The following is a 20,927-nucleotide window of genomic DNA, read 5'->3' on the forward strand; positions in this document are numbered from 1 at the left end:
AAATCCCATTAAAAAATTAATCACAAAGGAAAAACGCTTATAAAAGGAAGATTAAAATCCAATTATAAGCGTTTTTTTTATCTAAAAACGAGGTCTATCAAAATTGACGTGGTTTTTCAGTGGCTCTACCTAAAACGGGTAGCTTTTTTTTTGAAAACCGAAAACCGAAAAGAAAAAAAGACTTTACATAAAATTTACCTAAAGTTCAAATTTTAGCAATGGTATTATAATGTTAGGTTAACTTTCTTCTTAGAAGTCGTAGTTACATTTGTATCAAATAATCACAACAAACAAATAGTAAAAAAATGAAAAAATTAGTTTTAAGCTTATCAATCGTAGCTTTGTTTTTAGGTAGTTGTTCATCTGATAACGAAGACATCACTACACAACCAATACCTACTGGAACTATTACAGGAGACATTACTACTGCAAAAACATATCCATTAGGAAACTACACTATACAAGGGACTGTAAAAATCAAAAGCGGAGGATCTTTAACAATCGAAGCAGGTTCAACAATTACTGCTACTTTGGCTGACGGAACTGCTGATGCTCTTTTAGTAGAAAACGGAGGTAAATTATTCCTAAATGGAACTGCTGCATTACCAGTTGTATTTACAGAAGCATCTAAAACTCCAGGGTCTTGGGGAGGAATCATCATGTTCGGAGATGCTCCAATAGTTGGTGCAAATGGAGTTACAACTGCAACATCAGAAGACGGAAACAACTTACCTTACGGCGGGACAAACGCAGCACACAATGGTGGTTCTTTAAAATATGTAAGAGTTGAATACGCTGGAAAAAAATTGACTGATAACACTAGTGAAATGAACGGATTCTCATTCTATTCTGTAGGATCAGGAACGGTGCTAGAAAACTTAGTAGCTTACAAAGGAGCTGATGACGGTTTTGAATTTTATGGTGGAACTGTTAGTGCTAAAAACTTAATTTCTTACGGTAATTTTGATGATTCTTTCGACTGGCAAGATGGTTGGAGAGGTGATGCTAATACAAACTGGTTAGCTTACCAAGTTGCTACAGGAAACTACGGAATGGAAATTGAAGCAAAATCTGTAAACAATGCTTTCGGTCCTAAAATTAGTAACATTACATTAACAAGAGCAGCTGGTACTGTAACTGAGGGAGGTTCTTCTGCTGCTGAATACGATGCTATCCAATTCAAAAAAGAAGGAAATGGTGAATATACAAACGTAGTGATCTCTGGATATACTACTGGTACTACAGCTCTTCCTGCTACAGCTGTTAGAATTCAAGACAAATCAACAAATGACAACCAAGTAACTGGTGGTAAAATCAAAATGTTGAATGTAAAAATCAATGATGGTACTTCTCAATTTGCTGGTGTTGGAACTACTTTTACAGTAGCTTTCCCAACAGGAAACTACACTACAAGTACTACAGCTACAGGAGCTACATTAACAGCTGGTGCATGGGCAATTGTTGATGGAGCTAGCTTGATCAAATAATTTAAGATTTTTTAATCTTCAAAAATGCCTTTCAAATTTGAAAGGCATTTTTTTATTTATTTAAAATGAATTTTATATCTTTACTATTAAATCTAAGCTAATGGTAAAAAACTACTCTTATATTATACTCTTATTGGTTTTGTTTTTCTCTGTGAGGGTTTCAGCTCAGGAAACCAAACAACAACCAAAGACTCAAGAAAACACTTCTATCGAAGGGTTGAGCTTGTATCCTAATCCTGTGAGTAATGGTAAAGTATACATTTCTACCAAAGAGGATTCAGAAAAAGAAATCACCATTTTTGATGTTTTAGGAAAAAAAGTGCTTCAAACGCAATTGAGTTCAAGAGAACTTAATGTTTCCTCGCTTTCTCCTGGAGTGTACATCATAAAAATCAATGAAAATCAAGCCACAGCAACACGCAAACTAATCATCAGATAACTATAATTAACCACCCAAAAAAAGCTCCAACAAAATTGGAGCTTTTTTTTGTCTACTCCATTTTGATTATAAACTCATAAAAGGGCAAAAAAGTATACCTTTGTCAAAAAAAAATACTGCATTGGTCTCTAATTCTGATCTTTTTTCGATTTCCAACCAAAAGCAATTTGAAAAAATTGCTTTAAAAACGTTTCGTTACCAATACGAAAACAACTTGGTTTATCAAGAATTTTGTAATTTATTACACACCGATGTACAAAAAGTAAAAACACTACAACAAATTCCGTTTTTACCCATTCAGTTTTACAAAAGCCATACAGTTGTGAGTAATAATGAGACGCCTCAAGCTATTTTTACGAGCAGCGGAACTACAGGTATGACCACAAGTAAACACCTAGTTACTGATGTCACTCTTTATGAAGAAAGTTATCGTCGAGGGTTCTCTCAGTTTTATGGCAACATTGAGAATTATGTCGTTTTGGCTCTTTTACCTTCTTATTTAGAGCGCGAAGGCTCCTCCTTGATTTATATGGTCGAAGATTTAATTCAGTTATCCAATCAACCTGAAAGTGGTTTTTACCTCAACAATCACGAGGAATTAATAGAAAAGTTAATCGCACTAGATAACTCAGGGCAAAATGTAATTTTGATTGGTGTCACCTACGCTTTGTTAGATTTGATTGAAAAAAGGAAATTTCAGCTCCAAAACACTATCATTATGGAAACAGGAGGCATGAAAGGCAAACGCAAAGAAATGATACGTGAAGAATTGCACGAACAATTATGCGCCGGTTTTGGTGTTTCTAGCATTCATTCAGAATACGGTATGACCGAATTGCTCTCACAGGCGTATTCGCTTGGAGAAGGCATATTTGAATGCCCCTCTTGGATGCAAATCCTAATTCGTGATACCGAAGATGCTTTAAGTTATATAACCAACGGAAAGACTGGAGGAATCAACGTGATTGATTTGGCCAATCGTAATTCCTGCTCTTTTATTGCCACTCAAGATTTGGGAAAAAAATACACTAATGGTACTTTTGAAGTATTAGGTCGTTTTGACAATTCGGATATTCGTGGGTGTAATTTGATGGTGGTTTAATTCTTTTTTTATGAGAAGAATATTGATACTATTTTTTTGCTTTCCACTATTGGTTGCTGCTCAATTACAAATAAAAATCAATACAATTACGACGGATAACAGTGATAAAAACCATAGAAAATTCAACATTGAATATACACTAGAAAACACTACTGATAAAGAAATTGCTTTTTTCTTCACTGCAAATTATTTTAATCCTGCACACCGTGGATCATTACAAACAGCAATGTTATTTAAAATATTTGAAAATGACACATTAATTCCTGCCGATGGAATTCTTTCGAATTCAAAAAATGATTATTCCAAACTTTCGAATGTATTAGATTTTGAGGAAAGAGGTAAAGTTTTGGATAAAATGAAAGCAGAAGAACTAAACATCACTCTTGACTCACTTCGTTCCTATCGAAAAAGAATAACTAGTGATCCTGATTTTTTTCAAAAAGAATCTAGCAAAAAATTAATGAGTAATATAATTAGGTTACCTTCAAAATCAAGTAAAACCTATCATCAAGATCTTTATTGGAACAAAAAAAGATACTTTAAAACCGATGATAACGAGTATTATTTAGGCGAAACTAGTCCATTTTTTATTGAACTTTCCTTAGTTACTCTTAAAGAAGAATTGAGTTTTAAATTAAGTTCAGAAGACTTCAAAACCATAAAAAATGACGCTTCTTTTATTAAAGGCTATTTTACATCCAACAAAGCCCTTATCGATTTGTCAAAATAAAAAAAGTCCGCAATAAAATTGCAGACTTTTAAATGTATAAATTTCGGGTGTTACACCACTCTAATTACAAAATAATTTTTCTTACCACTTTGTAACAAGACAAATCGATCGTTGATTAAATCATTGGTCGTCAACATAAAATCTTCTTTTACTTTTTCTCTATTAACAGAAATAGAATTGGCCGTCAAGGCCCTTCTCGCTTCACCATTCGATTTAAAAAAACCTGTTTTTTCATTTAAAACTGTAATGATATCCAAACCAGCTTCCACTTCACTTTTGGCAATTTCTGCCTGAGGAACGCCATCAAAAACCTCTAAGAATGTAGCTTCATCTAATTGCTTCAAATCATCGGCTGTGGCATTTCCAAATAAGATATTCGAAGCCTGAATTGCTTTATCTAAATCCTCTTTACTATGAACAAAAATCGTAATCTCTTCAGCTAATTTCTTTTGTAAAACTCTTAAATGCGGAGCGGTTTTGTGTTCCTCAATTAGAGCATCAATCGTTTCTTTATCTAAAAAAGTGAAAATTTTGATATATTTTTCAGCATCAACATCAGTTGTATTTACCCAAAATTGATAAAATTTATAAACCGAAGTTTTATCAGCATCCAACCAGATATTTCCTCCTTCTGATTTCCCGAATTTTGAACCGTCAGCTTTTGTAATCAAAGGCGTTGTTAAAGCAAAGGCTTTTGCATTTTCTCCTCCCATCCTGCGCACTAATTCTGTACCTGTGGTAATATTTCCCCATTGGTCAGAACCTCCCATCTGCAAAAGACAGTTATTGTTTTTATATAAATGATAAAAATCGTAACCCTGAATTAATTGGTAAGTGAATTCAGTGAAAGACATTCCCTCACCTTCTCCGTTAATCCTCTTTTTAACAGAATCTTTCGCCATCATATAATTAACCGTGATACGTTTTCCAACTTCACGGGCAAAATCAATAAACGAGAATTCTTTCATCCAATCATAGTTGTTCACCATAACGGGAGCATTTTTATCAGATGAATTAAAGTCTAAGAAACGTGACAGAACACTTTTAATTCCAGCAACGTTTTTAGCCAAAGTCTCTTCATTTAACAAATTTCTTTCATCAGACTTTCCAGATGGATCGCCAATCATTCCGGTTGCACCACCCACCAAAGCGATAGGCCTATGACCAAAATTCTTTAAATGAACCAATAATATAATCTGAACCATACTACCAATATGTAGTGAATCTGCTGTTGGATCAAAACCAATATATGCCGCCGTTACTTCTTTTAGCAATTGTTCTTCCGTTCCTGGCATGCTGTCATGATATAGCCCTCGCCACTTTAATTCTTCAACTAGATTCTTCATTTTTTAAATAATTTGCACAAATATAATCAATGTCAACATCAACATCAAAATCAAAAAGCAATGCTGGTAAGAATTTCAATGGCAATCATAAAATGTAATTTTAAAAATTAGAGCCAAAGTAACTCTGATACTTTGTAATTTTGCCTCTTACTTACAAAAAGTTATCTTTACAAAATGATATTAGTAACAGGAGGAACTGGCTTAGTTGGCGCACATTTATTACTTCATTTGATAGAAAATGGAGAACAAGTTCGAGCAATGTATCGAACAGAAGTAAATTGTTCTAAAACCAAAGCGCTATTTAGCTATTACCAAAAAGAACATTTGTTTGGCGCAATTGAATGGATACCGGGAGATATTTTAGACATTCCCTCTCTTGAGATGGCATTCCAAGACATTAAGCAAGTCTATCATTGTGCTGCTTTGATTTCGTTTGACCCCAAAGACGAAGATGCCATCCGAAAAACGAATATCGAAGGAACCGCCAATATTGTCAATTTTTGTTTGGCAAAAAAAACTGAAAAGCTATGTTTTGTAAGTTCGATTGCCGCATTGGGCGATTTAGCTCCTCACGAAACAGAAATCAACGAAACCACCGAGTGGAACCCTGAGAAACCCCATAGCGATTATGCTATTTCAAAATATGGTGCCGAAATGGAAGTTTGGCGCGGTCAGCAAGAAGGCTTAAAAGTATTAATTGTAAATCCGGGTGTAATTTTAGGCCCAGGTTTTCCATCGCAAGGAAGTGGGACTTTGTTCACTACTATAAAAAAAGGCTTGTCTTACTACACTTTGGGAACCACTGCTTTTATCGCCATTCCAGATGTAATAAGCAGTATGTACTGCTTAATGAAAAGCGATTGTTGCAACGAAAGATTCACTTTGATTGCCGAAAACTTAGTCTTTAAAGATGTTTTTTTTACTATCGCTGATGCCTTAAAAGTAAAAAGACCGACACGTTATGCCAGTCCTTTACTTACTACTATTGCTTGGAAAATAGATGCGTTTTTAGCATTTTTAAACCTTAAAAAACGTACTTTTAGTCGCGTGACTGCTAAAGCTTCGCATTCTACAACACCTTACAGTAACCAGAAAATCGTTTCCCAATTAGAGTCTACTTTTACGAACATAAAAGCTTACATTCAAGAGATTGCACCTACGTTTTAAGTTATTGTGCTAATTTTTCTACTCTACTTTTTGAATGAGTTTTTGAATTCAGCTTTAATTTTTCTTGCTTACGTTTTATAATGGTATCCATTTTATCACTATTGGTTTGTAGTCGTTTCTGCACTTGCTCAAACATAGCTTTATACTCCTCAATAGAAAACGCATAATAAATATTACTCTGCGAAAACTGAGCACTATCAATTTTGTATTTTTTTAAAATGAATTCTTTAGGCGAAATTTTTTGGTACTCCGTTTTAGACATCATTTGGTATTTTGAAGCTTCTAGTAAGGCCAAATCATAAAAAACATTAACCATAACCGCTTTGTCAATCAACTTTTTTGGAGTTTTGACTGTTTCTTCTTTTCGACATCCAACGAATGAAACTAAGAGTGCAAAAAATAGGATTCCTTTTCTCATCTCTTTATCTATCAAATAATAATCGTTTACCTGCTTTCTTTGGACTTACTTTGAATCCTTGGTACACCAATTGACCATTTACAAAAGTGTGGGTAATTCTAGATTTGAAGGTATACCCTTCAAAAGGAGACCAACCACATTTGGCTAAAATATTTTCTTTTTTTACACTCCAAGGCAAGCCTGCATTCACAATGGCTAAATCGGCATAATACCCCACTTTAATAAAACCTCGTTTCTCGATTTTGAAAAGCGATGCAGGATTGTGGCACATTTTCTCCACAATTTTTTCGATAGTGATTTTTCCTTGATGATAGGCTTCAAACATCGCCACTACTGCGTGTTGCACCAATGGTCCACCAGAAGGAGCTTTGGTATACACTTGACTTTTTTCCTCTAATGTATGAGGAGCATGATCTGTAGCAATTACATCAATTCTACCATCATTTACTGCTTTCCATAAAGCGTCTCGGTCCTTGGCTGTTTTAACCGCTGGATTCCATTTGATAAAGTTCCCTTTGGTTTTATAATCTTCGTCTGAAAACCATAAGTGGTGAATACATACTTCAGCAGTAATCATTTTCTCAGACAATGGAATTTTATTGGTAAACAAATTCAACTCCTTGGCTGTAGATATGTGAAAAACATGTAATCTTGCTCCGGTTTTTTTGGCCAATTCAACTGTTCTTGATGAAGAAAGATAACAAGCTTCTTCTGTACGAATCAAAGGATGGTACTCTACGGGAATATCATCACCATATTGCTCTTTGTATTTGGCTAAATTTGACTTAACAGTACTTTCATCTTCACAATGCACAGCAATTAACAATTTGGTACTTGAGAAGATTTTCTCTAATGAATCCGTACTATCTACCAACATATCTCCTGTTGACGAACCCAAAAAGAGCTTAAGTCCAGCAACATTTCGCGGATTTGTCTTTAAGATTTCCTCCAAATTATCATTGGTACCCCCCATCATAAATGAGTAGTTGGCAAAAGAAGACTCCGCAGCTATTTGGTACTTTTGTTCTAATAATTCTTGAGTTACTGCATTAGGAACCGTGTTAGGTTGCTCAATGAATGAAGTTATCCCTCCAGCTACAGCTGCTCTAGATTCAGATTCAATATCTCCTTTGTGGGTTAACCCTGGTTCTCTAAAATGCACTTGGTCATCTATTGCACCCGGAATCAAATAATTTCCTTCGGCATCAATAATCTTACAATCGGATGACTTGGGACTAATCGTTTCAGCAATTTCAACAATTAAATCATTTTCAATTAATAAATCACCTTCAAAAACGGTCCCTTCATTTACAATCTTTGCATTCTTTATTAAAATCTTATTCATTTTTCTGGCTTTTAAAGTCTTCTAATTAATTGTCTGAATCGGAGTGAAATAACTCCAAAAACAGCTTCAATAATAATGGAGTTACTCATTTTGGAAACCCCTTTGGTTCGATCTGTAAAAATAATTGGAACCTCGGTAATATCAAATTTTTTGCAGTACGTTCTATACTTCATTTCGATTTGAAAAGCATAGCCCACAAACTTTATTCTATCAATATTGATGCACTCTAGAACTTCTCTTTTGTAACAAACAAATCCTGCGGTTGCATCATGAATCTTCATTCCTGTAATCAATCTTACATAAACCGAAGCAAAGTAAGACATCAAAACGCGGCTTAAAGGCCAGTTGACCACATTTACTCCTGTCACGTATCGAGAACCTATGGCTAAATCTGCGCCGCCAAAATGACAAGCATCGTATAATTTTTCTAAATCGTTAGGATTGTGTGAAAAATCGGCATCCATTTCAAAAATGAACTGATACTTGTGCTGTAATGCCCACTTAAATCCATGAACATATGCCGTTCCAAGACCTGATTTTTCTTTTCTTTTTTCTAAAAATAATCTTCCTGGATATTCTTCTTGAAGCAAAGCCACCTTATCAGCAGTGTGATCGGGTGAGTTATCATCTATAATTAGAATATGAAAAGATTTGTGCTGAGAAAGTGTAGCTCGAATGATTTTTTCGACATTCTCAATTTCGTTATAGGTTGGAATTATAACAATACTATCGTTCATATTTGTAGCAATTTCACGGCAAAAGTAAACTTTTTATAGCATTTGATTCATAATAAATCTATAATAAAAAGATTGAAACAAAAAATTAGTAATTTTGTTGGCTATGATGGATCCCGTACTTCACCTGAGAATAATAGAGAACAAAGACTGGGCAACGGCACTTTTTGTCCTTTCCCTAATACTAATCGCTTTGACCAAATCGGTCTTCGAAAATCGCTTCAGTGATTTCACCAAATTAATTTATTCTGACAAATACATCAAAATGTATCGCGATAGTAGCCATTTGATGAGTGGTTTTACCATTGGCTTACTTGTAGTTCAAATCATATCCTTTGCCTTTTTTATACAACTCTTTTTAAGCTATTATGGTCGAGCCTCAAAATCCGATTGGATGCTCTTCATTCAATTATTCACCTTTATTACCTATTTTATTTTGGCTAAATTCTTGATTGAGAAGATCATTGCTACTGCCTTCAAAATCGAAGAATTTATGGAGCAATTCAATCTCAAGAAAGTGACCTACCGTACTTATATTGGGCTAATTATCTTACCCATAGATTTGATTCTTTATTATTTTGACTCCTTTTCAAAAAACATTTTTTTACCAATTTTCACTATCGCACTGATAATAAACCTCTTCACTTATTTACTCACAATAAAAAACTACCAAAGTTTAATTATGGGTAAATTGTTTTATTTTATTTTATATCTTTGCGCACTTGAAATAGCCCCCTATTATTTTATGTATTATTGGTTTACAAAAGGGAATACTTAGACAATATCAACTATGAAAGTGAAAACAATTTTGGTGTCACAACCAGAACCTAAAGTAGAGAACTCTCCTTACTTTGAGTTGCAACAAAAGCATAAAGTAAAAATTGATTTCAGACCTTTTATTCATGTAGAAGGAGTCAGCGCAAAAGAAATTCGATTGCAAAAAATCGACCTACACAATTACAGCGCTATTATTTTAACCAGTCGTAATGCGGTAGATCACTTTTTTAGAGTGGCCGAAGAAATGCGATACAAAGTTCCCGAAGATTTAAAATATTTTTGTCAATCAGAAGCCATTGCTTTTTACCTTCAAAAATATGTAGTATACAGAAAACGTAAAATCTACGTTGGACCAAAAGATTTCGCCGATTTATCTCCGCTAATCAAAAAGTACAAAGACGAAAAATTCTTATTGCCCGCTTCAGATCAATTGAATGCAGATATACCAGTTACTTTAAATGCTTTGAAAGTAGATTGGACACCTGCCACTTTTTACAAAACAGTAATGAGTGACTTATCTGATTTGGCTGATGTTTATTATGATGTTTTAGCTTTTTTCAGTCCAACTGGAATCAAATCATTATATAAAAACTTCCCAGATTTCGAGCAAAACAACACTCGAATTGCTGTTTTCGGAAGCACTACACAAAAAGAAGCTTTAGACCATGGATTGCGTGTAGACATTATGGCTCCAACTCCGGGAACGCCCTCAATGACCATGGCTTTAGAAAAATACGTTGCCGAGGTTAACAAAGGAAAATAATACATTCAACTTCCAAAATATAAAATCCAAATTCCAATTAAAAAACGGAATTTGGATTTTTTTATATCCTCAAATTTGATTTTAATTTCAAATCTAAACTAAAATCATTATTTTAGTTAAAAATTATAACATGAAAATCAATTCTCTTATAGTTGAAATTGACGGAATCGACAAAGAAATTTTGCGCTACCTAATGGAAGATGCCAGAAAACCCATTTTGCAAATCGCCAACAAAATTGGAATTTCGGGTGCTGCGATTCATCAACGACTACGAAAGCTGGAACAATCTGGGGTAATTTCCGGATCTAAATTCACAGTAAGCCATAAGGTATTAGGCTACAATACTATGGCTTTCGTTGGAGTGTATCTCGATAAAGCCGCCCGAAATTCAGAAGCTGTAAAAGATTTAAAAAAAATTCCAGAAGTACTCGAATGTCATTATACAACTGGCAATTGGTCTATTTTAATTAAAATCATTTGCCGAGATAACGAGCATTTAATGCAACTTTTGAATTCAAAAATCCAGACGATAGAAGGCGTTTCCAGAACCGAAACGTTTATTTCGCTAGAACAGCAAATAGAACGACAAATACAACTCTAAAAATTTCAAATTCCAAGTAAAATAAAAAATTCCAATCTCAAAACTTCGAGATTGGAATTTGAATGTTCTGTTTTGGAATTTTTCTTTTACTCCCTTCTACCGCCCAAATAGATAGAAACATAGTACAACAAAGTCGCAATTGATCCCAAAGCCGCTACTACATAGGTTCTAGCTGCCCATTTTAAAGAATCTTCGGCTCCATCATACTCGGCACGATTGAGCATATTTTTGTTTTTCAACCAAGCTAAGGCACGATTACTCGCATCATATTCTACGGGTAAGGTAACAATAGAGAATAAAGTGGTCGCTGCAAAAATCACAATCCCAATCAACAACAAGCTCGGAAAGGTTTTAATCATTAGAATTCCTGCTAACAAAATCCATTGCACAAATCCAGAAGCAACACTTACAATAGGTACCAACTTAGAACGCATTTGCAACCATTCGTACCCCACAGCATGCTGTACAGCATGACCACATTCGTGCGCCGCCACTGCTGCCGCTGCCGCATTACGCTGGTTGTACACCGCCTCACTCAAATTGACTGTTTTATCTGCTGGATTATAATGGTCCGTTAATTGTCCTGGAGTCGAAATGACACGAACATCATAAATTCCATTATCTGCGAGCATTTTTTGAGCAATCTCTGCACCCGACATACCGTTTTGCAATTGCAATTTAGAATAGTGCGCAAATTTACTCTTCAATCTTGAACTTACTAACCAGCTGAAAAGCATAATGGCTCCAGCCAAAATTAAATAACCACTTCCCATATTTTTGTTTTTTTAGTTTAAATTTTTTATCTCATTTGTTGACAACAATTTACGAACCAAACTCCAAAAATGTCATTTTGACACGAGTTAAATATTCTATAAAAAAAATCCAAACTCCAATCGCGAAATTGGAATTTGGATTTTTTAAAGTTAGAATTTAATAATTTACCCTACCAAGTTGATGATTTTCCCTGGCACAATAATCACTTTATTTGGGGTTCTGCCGTCTAATTGTTTTTGGGTTCTTTCGTCTTGCATTACGATTTCCTCAATTTGTTCTTTGGTTAAATCCAAAGGCAATTTGATGGTGAAACGCATTTTTCCGTTGAAAGAAACCGGATATTCTTTCTCGCTTTCAACCAAATGTTGCGGGTCAAAAACTGGAAAAGGAACAGTTGCAATAGACCCTTCGTGTCCTAACAACGACCATAATTCCTCGGCAATATGAGGCGCATAAGGCGAAATCACAACCGCCAAAGGTTCTAAAATGGCACGAGAATGACAGTTTCGCGATGATAATTCATTCACACAAATCATAAATTGTGACACCGAAGTATTGAAAGAGAACCCTTCAATGTCTTCTGCCACTTTTTTGATGGTTTTGTGTAATGATTTTAAGTTGTCTTTTGTAGGTTCATCGTTGTTTACAATCAAACCATTCTCATCAAAATACAAACGCCATAGTTTTTTCAAGAAACCAAAAACTCCCGAAATCCCAGCCGTATTCCAAGGTTTGGCTTGTTCCAATGGCCCTAAGAACATTTCATACAAACGCAAAGTATCTGCACCATATTCATTACAAATATCATCTGGATTTACTACATTATACCAACGCTTAGACATTTTCTCTACTTCTCGACCAACGATGAATTTTCCATTTTCATGCACAAATTCAGCATTACTAAATTGAGGTTGCCAACTTTTTAATCTTTCAACATCAATTTCATCTGCTGCATTTACCATATTCACATCAATATGTAAAGCTTCAGTTTCATAATCATTCTTTAGGTTTTTAGAAACATATTTATTAGTTCCAGAAACTCTGTAAACTAAAGCACTAGTTCCCAAAATCATCCCTTGATTAATCAATTTCTTGAAGGGTTCTTCGGTTGGAGCAAAACCTTTGTCTTTTAAGAACTTGTTCCAAAAACGAGAATACAACAAGTGACCCGTTGCGTGTTCGCTTCCACCAATGTATAAATCTACACTTTCCCAGTATTTTAAGGCTTCGGCAGAAGCGAATTCGGTTTCGTTTTGCGCATCCATATAACGCATCCAATACCAAGAACTTCCTGCCCATCCTGGCATCGTATTCAATTCTAAAGGAAAAATGGTGGCCTCCCCCGACCCCTCCGAAAGAGGGGAGATAAGCTCGTTTGCAACCACTTTGTGATTTACACTATCCCAAGCCCAAGTCGTTGCATTTCCTAACGGAGGTAATCCGTCTTCGGTTGGTAAATACTTCTCTACTTCTGGTAAAACGATTGGCAAATGTTTGGCATCAATCATTTGTGGCAAACCATTCACATAATATACTGGAAAAGGCTCACCCCAATAGCGTTGACGCGAGAAAACCGCATCACGCAAACGGTAATTGATTTTCCCTTTACCTTGACCTATTGCTTCAAGTTCTGCAATTACTTTCTGAGTTGCTTCTTTGTAACCTAAGCCGTTCAAGAAATCAGAATCGATTAATTGAAACCCTTCTTTGGCACCATAAGCCGCTTCTGAAATGTCTTGGTCAAAGATATTTTTGATGGTTGGCATTCCCTTTTGGCCTTTGAAGAAATTCGCAAAAGCATAATCTCTTTCGTCTCCACAAGGTACCGCCATTACTGCTCCAGTTCCATAACCTGCCAACACATAATCGCCAATCCAAACTGGAATGGGTTCTTTGGTAAACGGATGTTCCGCATAAGCACCAGTGAACACTCCCGAGATAGTTTTCACATCAGCCATACGCTCTCTTTCGGAACGTTTCGCTGTTTTTTCAATATAAGCGTCTACCGCTTCTTTTTGTTCTGGAGTTGTAATTTGAGCCACTAATTCGTGCTCTGGAGCCAAGGTCATAAACGTTACTCCAAAAATAGTATCAGGACGAGTTGTAAAGACCGAAATACTGCTTTCTGAATTCTGAATTCTGAAATCCACCATCGCCCCAACCGATTTTCCAATCCAGTTGCGTTGGCTTTCTTTGATACTTTCGCTCCAATCAATATCGTTTAATCCTTGCAACAAACGCTCGGCATAGGCAGAAATTCGCATACTCCATTGGGTCATTTTCTTGCGAATCACAGGATAACCACCACGTTCTGAAACGCCATTCACAATTTCGTCATTTGCCAAAACCGTTCCCAATCCAGGACACCAGTTTACTTCGGTTTCTGCTAAATAGGTTAATCGGTATTGCAATAAGATTTTTTGTTGCGCATCGGAAGAAAATGCGTTCCATTCATTAGCTGAAAAAAGAGCAATGTTATCGTCACAAACAGCATTTACGGTAGCATTTCCTTCTTTTTCGAAAATAGCTGTCAAAGTCGAAATATCTTCGGCTTTATCGGTGTCTTTATTGTACCAAGAATTGAACAATTGGATAAAAATCCATTGCGTATGCTTATAATAATCAGGATTGGAAGTTCTCACTTCTCTGTCCCAATCGAATGAAAAACCTATTTTGTCTAACTGTTTTCGGTAACCCGCAATTGCATTTCCCTCTTTATCTAAACCTCCGTCAATATTAACGCGTGTAGTATCTTCAGGACGTTGTCCTGTTTGAATGGCATATTGTTCAGCTGGTAATCCAAAACTATCATAGCCCATTGGATGCAAAACATTAAACCCTTGATGTCTTTTGAAACGCGAATACACATCTGATGCGATGTACCCCAGAGGATGCCCAACGTGTAATCCCGCTCCAGAAGGATAAGGAAACATATCCAAAACATAATATTTTGGTTTAGCTACACTCTGTTCGGTATTGCCTCGGGTTTCAGAGTTATTTTGCGCTGCAAAAGTCTTGTTGTCAGCCCAATATTTTTGCCATTTGGCTTCGATTTCGTTCGGATTGTATTTCATTTTCGAGTTGCAAAGCTAAAAAGTAGCTGAGTTTCTAAGTTTTAATAATAAAAATTTTAAAGCGCAAATTTACATTTATTGTACGAAAGTTGAAAGTTTGGGCGTTATTAACTTTAAATAAAGAATTTGTTTGTTATTTTTACGCCATAATTAAAGTATGCTATGAGTTCTAACTTCGACAAATTTCAAAAACGCAGGTTAATTTCCTCTTATTTTTCGGTAGTATTGAGTGTTTTTTTGGTGTTATTCCTATTGGGAACATTAGGACTATTCATCGTGAATTCTAAAAAATTAGCCGATGATTTTAGAGAAAAAATTGCGATGACTGTTTTCTTCAAAAAAGAAGCTACTGACAGTACTTTTCAGGCCTTTGAAAAAGAATTAAAAGCGGCTAAATTTCCGAAACAATTTGTATACGTTTCTAAGGAAAAAGCAGCTAAAGAACACACAGATATCATTGGAGAAGATTTCCTTACCTTTTTGGGAGAAAATCCACTTCAAAATTCCTACGACATCAACCTAAAAGCGGATTATGTGGTTCGTGATAGCATTGCAAGAATTGAAAGTCATTTTCGTAAAAACCCAATGATTTCAGATATTGTTTATGACAAACAATTGGTAAATCTAGTAAACGATAACATCAAAAAAGTGAGTATGTGGATTTTAATCATCAGTGGTTTCCTAACGGTAATTGCTGTTTTATTGATTAACAGCTCCTTGCGTTTATCCATCCACTCTAATCGTTTTATCATCAAAACCATGCAAATGGTGGGCGCTACCAAATCTTTTATCCGTAAACCGTTTGTCATTAAGAGTATAAAATTAGGAATGATTGGAGCTGGCTTAGCTATTGTTGCCTTGATTTCTTTATTAATTTATATCGAAACTAACTTCCCTGATTTAGGAATTTTAGAAGACAAATTAATTATTGCTGTGATTCTTTTGGGCGTATTTGGGCTTGGCGTTTTAATCACTTGGTTGAGCACTTATTTTGCAACGCAACGTTTCTTAAATCTAAGAACAGACGATTTATATTAGTATTTCAATATTCAGTTACAACTATTCGATAATTCATTAAGTTGAAATAAAAATGAAAAACAACGAAATAAAAAAAGAATTCCTTTTTGAAAAAACCAACTACATTGTTTTGTTGATTGGTATTGCCGTGATTACGCTTGGATTCATCTTAATGTCTGGTGGAGGAAGCAATGATCCTGCCGTTTTTAGTGAAGCTATTTTTGACTTTAGAAGAATTCGTTTGGCCCCAACAACCGTTTTGATTGGCTTTGGCATCACCATTTATGCTATTCTTAAAAATCCTAAAAAATAGTAGTTAGTCATTAGTGCATAGTTACTAGTTTTCTCCATTTTACAAACATAAAAATGAATACACTACAAGCAATCATCCTTGCAATTATTGAAGGAATTACTGAATTTTTGCCTGTTTCTTCGACTGGGCATATGATTATTGCTTCGTCTTTTTTTGGAATCGCACATGACGATTTCACCAAACTATTCACTATTGTGATTCAATTGGGAGCGATTTTATCAGTAGTAATTTTGTATTTCAAACGGTTTTTTCAATCCTTAGATTTTTATTTTAAGCTATTGGTGGCTTTTATACCAGCTGTTGTATTGGGGTTGCTATTGAGCGACTTTATAGACGGATTGCTTGAAAATCCAGTTACTGTAGCAGTGTCATTACTAATTGGCGGCTTTATTTTATTAAAAGTGGATCAGTGGTTCAATCACACCACCAGAGAAAACGAAAAAGAAATCACCTACGGACAAGCCTTTAAAATTGGTTTGTTTCAATGTTTAGCTATGATTCCAGGAGTTTCTAGAAGCGGAGCGAGTATTGTGGGTGGAATGTCTCAAAAATTATCCCGTACTTCTGCGGCAGAATTTTCATTTTTCTTGGCGGTACCAACGATGTTGGGTGCTACAGTCAAAAAATGTTACGATTATTATAAAGACGGGTTTGTTTTGAGCGACGATCAAATCAATTATTTGATTATTGGTAATATCGTAGCTTTTATAGTAGCCTTGTTAGCAATTAAAACTTTCATTGGTTTTTTGACTAAAAACGGTTTCAAAGTATTTGGTTACTATCGCATATTGGCAGGGATTGTCTTGCTTATCATCCATTTTTTTATTCATCCCCTGACCATCATTTAATGACACCCGAAGACTATTTAGAAGGACAAGTTCTTTTAATCGACAAACCTTTGCATTTTACTTCTTTTCAAGCAGTAAATAAGTTAAAATATTTGTTGATTAACAAAGTTGGCTTGCCTAAAAAATTCAAGATTGGTCATGCGGGAACTTTAGACCCATTGGCATCAGGTTTATTATTAATCTGCACTGGCAAATTCACCAAACGCATCACGGAATTACAAGGACAAGCCAAAGAATATACTGGCACTTTTCATATCGGAGCCACTACTCCATCCTACGATTTAGAAACAGAAATTGATCAACACTTCCCTACTACACATATCACCGAGTCGTTGATTCACGAAACTGTTAAGCAATTTTTAGGCGAAATCGATCAAAAGCCACCTATTTTTTCAGCTATAAAAAAAGATGGCGTTCGCTTATACGAACATGCTAGAGCTGGAGAAACCATTGAAATTGCTAGTAGGAAAACCACGATTCACGAATTTGAAATTACCAGAATTGAACTTCCAGAAATCGATTTTAGAGTGGTGTGCAGCAAAGGGACTTACATTCGTTCTTTAGCATTTGATTTTGGCCAAGCTTTAGCATCTGGAGCACACTTAACTGCTTTACGTCGGACGAAAATAGGCAATTATGACGTTACTAACGCTACGACCCCTGCAGTTTTTGAAGAACGTTTAGGAAATAAATAAAAAAACACAAAGCAATTTCTTTTTCTAGAACTTGCGATGTGTTTCTTTAGAAAATCAAAGTACTTTCGAATCATACTTTTTGTTTTTAACAGGCTGGGGCTACACCAAAGTTAATAATGAACGGTTGTCTTTCCTCCAAATAAAGCTGAGGAAAAAAAATCATAAAACTTTTCAAATAGCTTTTTCATAATGATGTTTTTTTAAATTGTGTAACACTATTTTAAACACCAATAAAAAAGTAAATCAAATTATATAGACTTGGTTAGCTGGTGCTAATATACTATTTTAATTTTATAAAAAAAGCATAAAACACAAAAAAAATCACATAATCATTTGAAATAAAGAAACTTACCCGCTACATCAAATCCTCAACACATTCAGGAATCAGTGCTAAAACCTCATTTTGAATACTCAATCCTTTGTCGTGCAAGTACCATAATTGTAGTTCAGACTTAGCCGTTTGATCCACAACACCATGTTCTTTTTTGTAATTTATAATAAATTCGGCCGCTCCTTTCGGTCTTGGTCCCCAATCACTAACGACCTCCGAAGTTGCTTTATCGATAATAATCAATTTAGGAATTGCCCTTCCCCCATTGGTTAAAAAATGTTGCATTAACTCCTCATTTTCGTCTCTGAAAACCATTCGCAGCTCAATTTTATCGGATTCTACAGCCATTTTGTTTATAACGGGTACTATTTGAGCAGCATCGCCACACCAGCCCTCGGCCAAAACCAACCAAATATATTCGTTTTGCAACGCCTTCAATTGTTCGGCTACAGTGGTGTCAATTTTTATCGTCTTATCCAAACGATTCATTCTGGTCTCGTTAAGTGCACTGTAATGAGTCAAATCTTCTGATTGTTCCTTACCTGATGATTTTCCTTCTTTCAATAAATCAGAAACTATTTTTCTATAATTGGTGTAAGGATGACTATGAAATAATGCTTTTGCAATTGATGTTTTCATTTTATTACTATTTTTAGGCAAAATTAAACATATCCTCTCTATACTATTGTGATAAAAATCACCTATACAGAAACTAACAACACTATTTGATGATAAATAATTCAAAATCTACAGGTTTAGTCTTATCCGGAGGAGGTTCTAAAGGTATTGCACATGCCGGGGTTTTACAATTTTTAGAAGAACAAAACATTTATCCCTCTCATATTTCGGGCTCAAGTGCTGGTTCTATTGTTGCCGCACTTTATGGAAGTGGAAAATCACCTAAGGAAATTTTGGCCTTTTTTAAGTCAATTTATTTTTTCCATTGGAAACATTTTACTTTTTCGAAGGCTGGATTAATAGATCCCGAATCCTTTAAAGAATATTTTTTAGACATTTTCGAAGATTCCGTTTTAGGCGACTTGAAAATCCCCATTCACATAACCGCAACCAATATGGTCAAAGGGAATTTGACTGTTTTTGATGCCAATACCAAAACAATAGATGCCATTTTAGCTTCAAGTGCTTTTCCAGGAGTCATTTCTCCGTACGAGATCAATGGTGAATTATATAGCGATGGCGGAATCTTGAACCATTTTCCGACGGAATTAATCCAAGAGTCCTGCGATATTTTAATTGGAGTCTACGTAAGTCCAATGCAAAAAATTCAAGCCAAAGATTTAAAATCGATAAAATCGGTAACAAGCCGAGCCTTTGATTTACTTACCGCTAATTCTAGTTTAAATAAATTCAGCACCTGTCATTGGTTAATCGAACCCGAAGAATTATGTGCTTATAGCACCTTTGAAACGAGCAAAAGTAAGATGGACGCTATTTTTAAAATTGGTTACGAATCGGCTAAAAAAAGTTACGAAAAACTTAATTTATATATTTAAGGCTCGCTATTTCACAAAAAATAGAATATCGCTATATTTGCACCAAACAATTCAACAGACACATGAAATACAAAAGAATCCTTCTCAAATTAAGTGGTGAAGCGCTAATGGGCGATTTAAACTACGGAATTGACCCTAAAAGATTAGCTGAATATGCCCATGAAATTAAGAAAGTGCATGCTAAAGGAGTAGAAATTGCCATTGTAATTGGTGGAGGAAACATTTTTAGAGGTGTTGCTGGTGCAAGTTCTGGAATGGATCGTGTACAAGGTGATTATATGGGAATGCTAGCCACAGTAATAAACGGGATGGCACTCCAAGGAGCATTAGAAGATAACGGAATGAAAACCCGTTTGATGACCGCTTTAAAAATGGAATCTATTGCAGAACCTTATATCAAAAGAAGAGCTGATCGTCATTTAGAAAAAGGGCGTATTGTGATCTTTGGAGCTGGAACAGGAAATCCATATTTTACAACAGATACTGCAGCCGTTTTGAGAGGAATTGAAGTAAGTGCAGATGTAATTTTAAAAGGAACACGCGTAGATGGGGTATATGATTCTGATCCAGAAAAAAATGCTTCTGCTGTAAAATTTGACTATATTTCATTTGAAGATGTATTAAGCAAGGGGTTGAATGTTATGGACACCACAGCATTTACTTTGAGTCAAGAAAATAAATTGCCAATTGTAGTTTTTGATATGAACAAAGAAGGTAATTTATTGAAAATCTGTGAAGGCGAAAACATAGGAACAGTAGTTAATATATAAGTTTATGGTTAAAGGTTTGTAGTTTATAGTTGACTGCGAACCACCAACAACAAACAACAAACATAAGATTATGACTGAAGAAATTGAATTTATATTAGATAGTACAGAAGAATCTATGAATGGTTCTATTGCGCATTTAGAAAAATCATTTTTGAATATCCGCGCAGGGAAAGCCTCTCCAGCAATGCTAGGAAGTGTTTTTGTAGATTATTACGGATCTGCTTCACCGCTTTCTCAAGTGTCTAAAATTAGTGTGCCGGATGCGAGAACTATTACTTTGCAACCATTTGAAAAAAGCATGTTGCACCCCATAGAAAAAGCAATTATGATTGCTAATTTAGGGTTTAACCCGATGAACAATGGAGACGTAATCATCATTAGCGTTCCACCTTTGACCGAAGATCGTCGTAGAGAATTGGCCAAACAAGCCAAAGCCGAAGCCGAAGACGCCAAAATTGGAATTCGTAACGCTCGTAAAGATGCCAATACTGATATCAAAAAATTAGAAAAAGACGGTACCTCCGAAGACATTTGTAAAAGTGCCGAAGAGCAAGTACAAAACTTAACCAACACTTTCATCAAAAAAATCGATGAATTGCTAGCCGTTAAGGAAGCCGAAATTATGAAAGTATAACTTTCACAACAAACATATAACGAAACCGTCTCCAAAAGTATCTTGGAG

General features: G+C 35.2%; 22 protein-coding genes. 15 read left to right on the forward strand and 7 right to left on the reverse strand.

Translation table 11 applies throughout. The features are described 5' to 3' along the window. Nucleotides 1-305 precede the first annotated feature (305 nt). From WFZ86_RS06450 to WFZ86_RS06465, 4 genes are all read left to right on the forward strand, one after another. Entirely contained in the window at nt 306-1,487 is a 1,182-nt protein-coding gene (locus WFZ86_RS06450; protein WP_342691182.1) for a hypothetical protein, read from the forward strand. Between the two features lie 100 nt (nt 1,488-1,587). Then, complete coding sequence (locus WFZ86_RS06455; protein WP_342691183.1) at nt 1,588-1,926, forward strand: T9SS type A sorting domain-containing protein; 339 nt, start codon at nt 1,588-1,590, stop codon at nt 1,924-1,926. Nucleotides 1,927-2,047: 121 nt separating this feature from the next. Beyond that, complete coding sequence (locus WFZ86_RS06460; RefSeq protein ID WP_342691365.1) at nt 2,048-3,028, forward strand: LuxE/PaaK family acyltransferase; 981 nt, start codon at nt 2,048-2,050, stop codon at nt 3,026-3,028. Between the two features lie 10 nt (nt 3,029-3,038). Next, nucleotides 3,039-3,758, forward strand: a complete 720-nt coding sequence (locus WFZ86_RS06465) for a hypothetical protein (protein WP_342691184.1) — start codon at nt 3,039-3,041, stop codon at nt 3,756-3,758. A 50-nt stretch (nt 3,759-3,808) separates the two neighbouring features. On the opposite strand, the gene tyrS is transcribed toward WFZ86_RS06465, so the two are convergent. Then, nucleotides 3,809-5,104 (reverse strand): tyrosine--tRNA ligase, encoded by a 1,296-nt coding sequence (tyrS, locus tag WFZ86_RS06470; protein WP_342691185.1) that lies wholly within the window; start codon nt 5,102-5,104, stop codon nt 3,809-3,811. Between the two features lie 174 nt (nt 5,105-5,278). Here tyrS and WFZ86_RS06475 point away from each other — a divergent pair, with 174 nt between their 5' ends. Next, nucleotides 5,279-6,271, forward strand: a complete 993-nt coding sequence (locus WFZ86_RS06475) for an NAD-dependent epimerase/dehydratase family protein (RefSeq protein ID WP_342691186.1) — start codon at nt 5,279-5,281, stop codon at nt 6,269-6,271. Between the two features lies 1 nt (nt 6,272). Here WFZ86_RS06475 and WFZ86_RS06480 read toward each other — a convergent pair whose 3' ends face one another. Genes WFZ86_RS06480 through WFZ86_RS06490 form a run of 3 tightly spaced genes read right to left on the reverse strand, consistent with a single transcriptional unit; the run spans nt 6,273 to nt 8,771 of the window. After that, nucleotides 6,273-6,689, reverse strand: a complete 417-nt coding sequence (locus WFZ86_RS06480; RefSeq protein WP_342691187.1) for a DUF4296 domain-containing protein — start codon at nt 6,687-6,689, stop codon at nt 6,273-6,275. 4 nt (nt 6,690-6,693) lie between these two features. Continuing rightward, nucleotides 6,694-8,034 (reverse strand): dihydroorotase, encoded by a 1,341-nt coding sequence (locus WFZ86_RS06485; RefSeq protein ID WP_342691188.1) that lies wholly within the window; start codon nt 8,032-8,034, stop codon nt 6,694-6,696. 11 nt (nt 8,035-8,045) lie between these two features. Next, a complete protein-coding gene (locus WFZ86_RS06490) occupies nt 8,046-8,771 on the reverse strand; it encodes a polyprenol monophosphomannose synthase (RefSeq protein ID WP_342691189.1) in 726 nt (241 codons plus the stop codon). 103 nt (nt 8,772-8,874) lie between these two features. On the opposite strand from WFZ86_RS06490, the gene WFZ86_RS06495 reads away from it, so the two are divergent. From WFZ86_RS06495 to WFZ86_RS06505, 3 genes are all read left to right on the forward strand, one after another. Continuing rightward, the gene (locus WFZ86_RS06495; protein WP_425402869.1) at nt 8,875-9,546 is read left to right on the forward strand and encodes a DUF4271 domain-containing protein; all 672 of its coding nucleotides are present in this window, start codon (nt 8,875-8,877) and stop codon (nt 9,544-9,546) included. A 12-nt stretch (nt 9,547-9,558) separates the two neighbouring features. Next, a complete protein-coding gene (locus tag WFZ86_RS06500) occupies nt 9,559-10,308 on the forward strand; it encodes a uroporphyrinogen-III synthase (protein ID WP_342691190.1) in 750 nt (249 codons plus the stop codon). 130 nt (nt 10,309-10,438) lie between these two features. Beyond that, on the forward strand, nt 10,439-10,909 hold the full coding sequence (locus tag WFZ86_RS06505) for an Lrp/AsnC family transcriptional regulator (protein ID WP_300977672.1): 471 nt from the start codon (nt 10,439-10,441) through the stop codon (nt 10,907-10,909). Nucleotides 10,910-10,995: 86 nt separating this feature from the next. Here the strand turns inward: WFZ86_RS06505 and WFZ86_RS06510 are convergent, their stop codons facing one another. Further along, nucleotides 10,996-11,682, reverse strand: a complete 687-nt coding sequence (locus WFZ86_RS06510; RefSeq protein ID WP_342691191.1) for a zinc metallopeptidase — start codon at nt 11,680-11,682, stop codon at nt 10,996-10,998. A 165-nt stretch (nt 11,683-11,847) separates the two neighbouring features. After that, a complete protein-coding gene (gene leuS / locus WFZ86_RS06515; RefSeq protein WP_342691192.1) occupies nt 11,848-14,757 on the reverse strand; it encodes a leucine--tRNA ligase in 2,910 nt (969 codons plus the stop codon). Between the two features lie 162 nt (nt 14,758-14,919). On the opposite strand from leuS, the gene WFZ86_RS06520 reads away from it, so the two are divergent. The 4 genes from WFZ86_RS06520 to truB are packed head-to-tail and all read left to right on the forward strand — an operon-like array spanning nt 14,920 to nt 17,630. Further along, nucleotides 14,920-15,795 carry a cell division protein FtsX gene (locus WFZ86_RS06520; RefSeq protein ID WP_064715686.1) on the forward strand — a complete coding sequence of 292 codons (876 nt, stop codon included), beginning with the start codon at nt 14,920-14,922 and terminating at the stop codon, nt 15,793-15,795. A 52-nt stretch (nt 15,796-15,847) separates the two neighbouring features. Continuing rightward, a complete protein-coding gene (locus WFZ86_RS06525; protein ID WP_342691193.1) occupies nt 15,848-16,087 on the forward strand; it encodes a DUF3098 domain-containing protein in 240 nt (79 codons plus the stop codon). A gap of 53 nt (nt 16,088-16,140) precedes the next feature. Next, nucleotides 16,141-16,935 carry an undecaprenyl-diphosphate phosphatase gene (locus WFZ86_RS06530; RefSeq protein ID WP_342691194.1) on the forward strand — a complete coding sequence of 265 codons (795 nt, stop codon included), beginning with the start codon at nt 16,141-16,143 and terminating at the stop codon, nt 16,933-16,935. Then, nucleotides 16,935-17,630 carry a tRNA pseudouridine(55) synthase TruB gene (gene truB, locus WFZ86_RS06535; protein ID WP_342691195.1) on the forward strand — a complete coding sequence of 232 codons (696 nt, stop codon included), beginning with the start codon at nt 16,935-16,937 and terminating at the stop codon, nt 17,628-17,630. Before WFZ86_RS06530 ends, truB begins: the two co-directional genes overlap by 1 nt. Nucleotides 17,631-17,985: 355 nt before the next feature. Here the strand turns inward: truB and WFZ86_RS06540 are convergent, their stop codons facing one another. Then, nucleotides 17,986-18,600, reverse strand: coding sequence for a thioredoxin family protein (locus tag WFZ86_RS06540; protein WP_342691196.1), 615 nt, complete (start codon nt 18,598-18,600; stop codon nt 17,986-17,988). 89 nt (nt 18,601-18,689) lie between these two features. Here WFZ86_RS06540 and WFZ86_RS06545 point away from each other — a divergent pair, with 89 nt between their 5' ends. The 3 genes from WFZ86_RS06545 to frr all read left to right on the forward strand — a co-directional run bounded on the left by WFZ86_RS06545 (nt 18,690) and on the right by frr (nt 20,879). Further along, nucleotides 18,690-19,475, forward strand: a complete 786-nt coding sequence (locus tag WFZ86_RS06545; protein ID WP_342691197.1) for a patatin-like phospholipase family protein — start codon at nt 18,690-18,692, stop codon at nt 19,473-19,475. A gap of 62 nt (nt 19,476-19,537) precedes the next feature. Then, nucleotides 19,538-20,245, forward strand: a complete 708-nt coding sequence (pyrH, locus tag WFZ86_RS06550; RefSeq protein ID WP_342691198.1) for a UMP kinase — start codon at nt 19,538-19,540, stop codon at nt 20,243-20,245. Between the two features lie 70 nt (nt 20,246-20,315). Continuing rightward, complete coding sequence (gene frr, locus WFZ86_RS06555; RefSeq protein WP_064715693.1) at nt 20,316-20,879, forward strand: ribosome recycling factor; 564 nt, start codon at nt 20,316-20,318, stop codon at nt 20,877-20,879. The last annotated feature ends 48 nt before the right edge of the window (nt 20,880-20,927 follow it).

The sequence above is a fragment of the Flavobacterium polysaccharolyticum genome, from assembly GCF_038739875.1.
Classification (GTDB): Bacteria; Bacteroidota; Bacteroidia; order Flavobacteriales; family Flavobacteriaceae; genus Flavobacterium; species Flavobacterium polysaccharolyticum.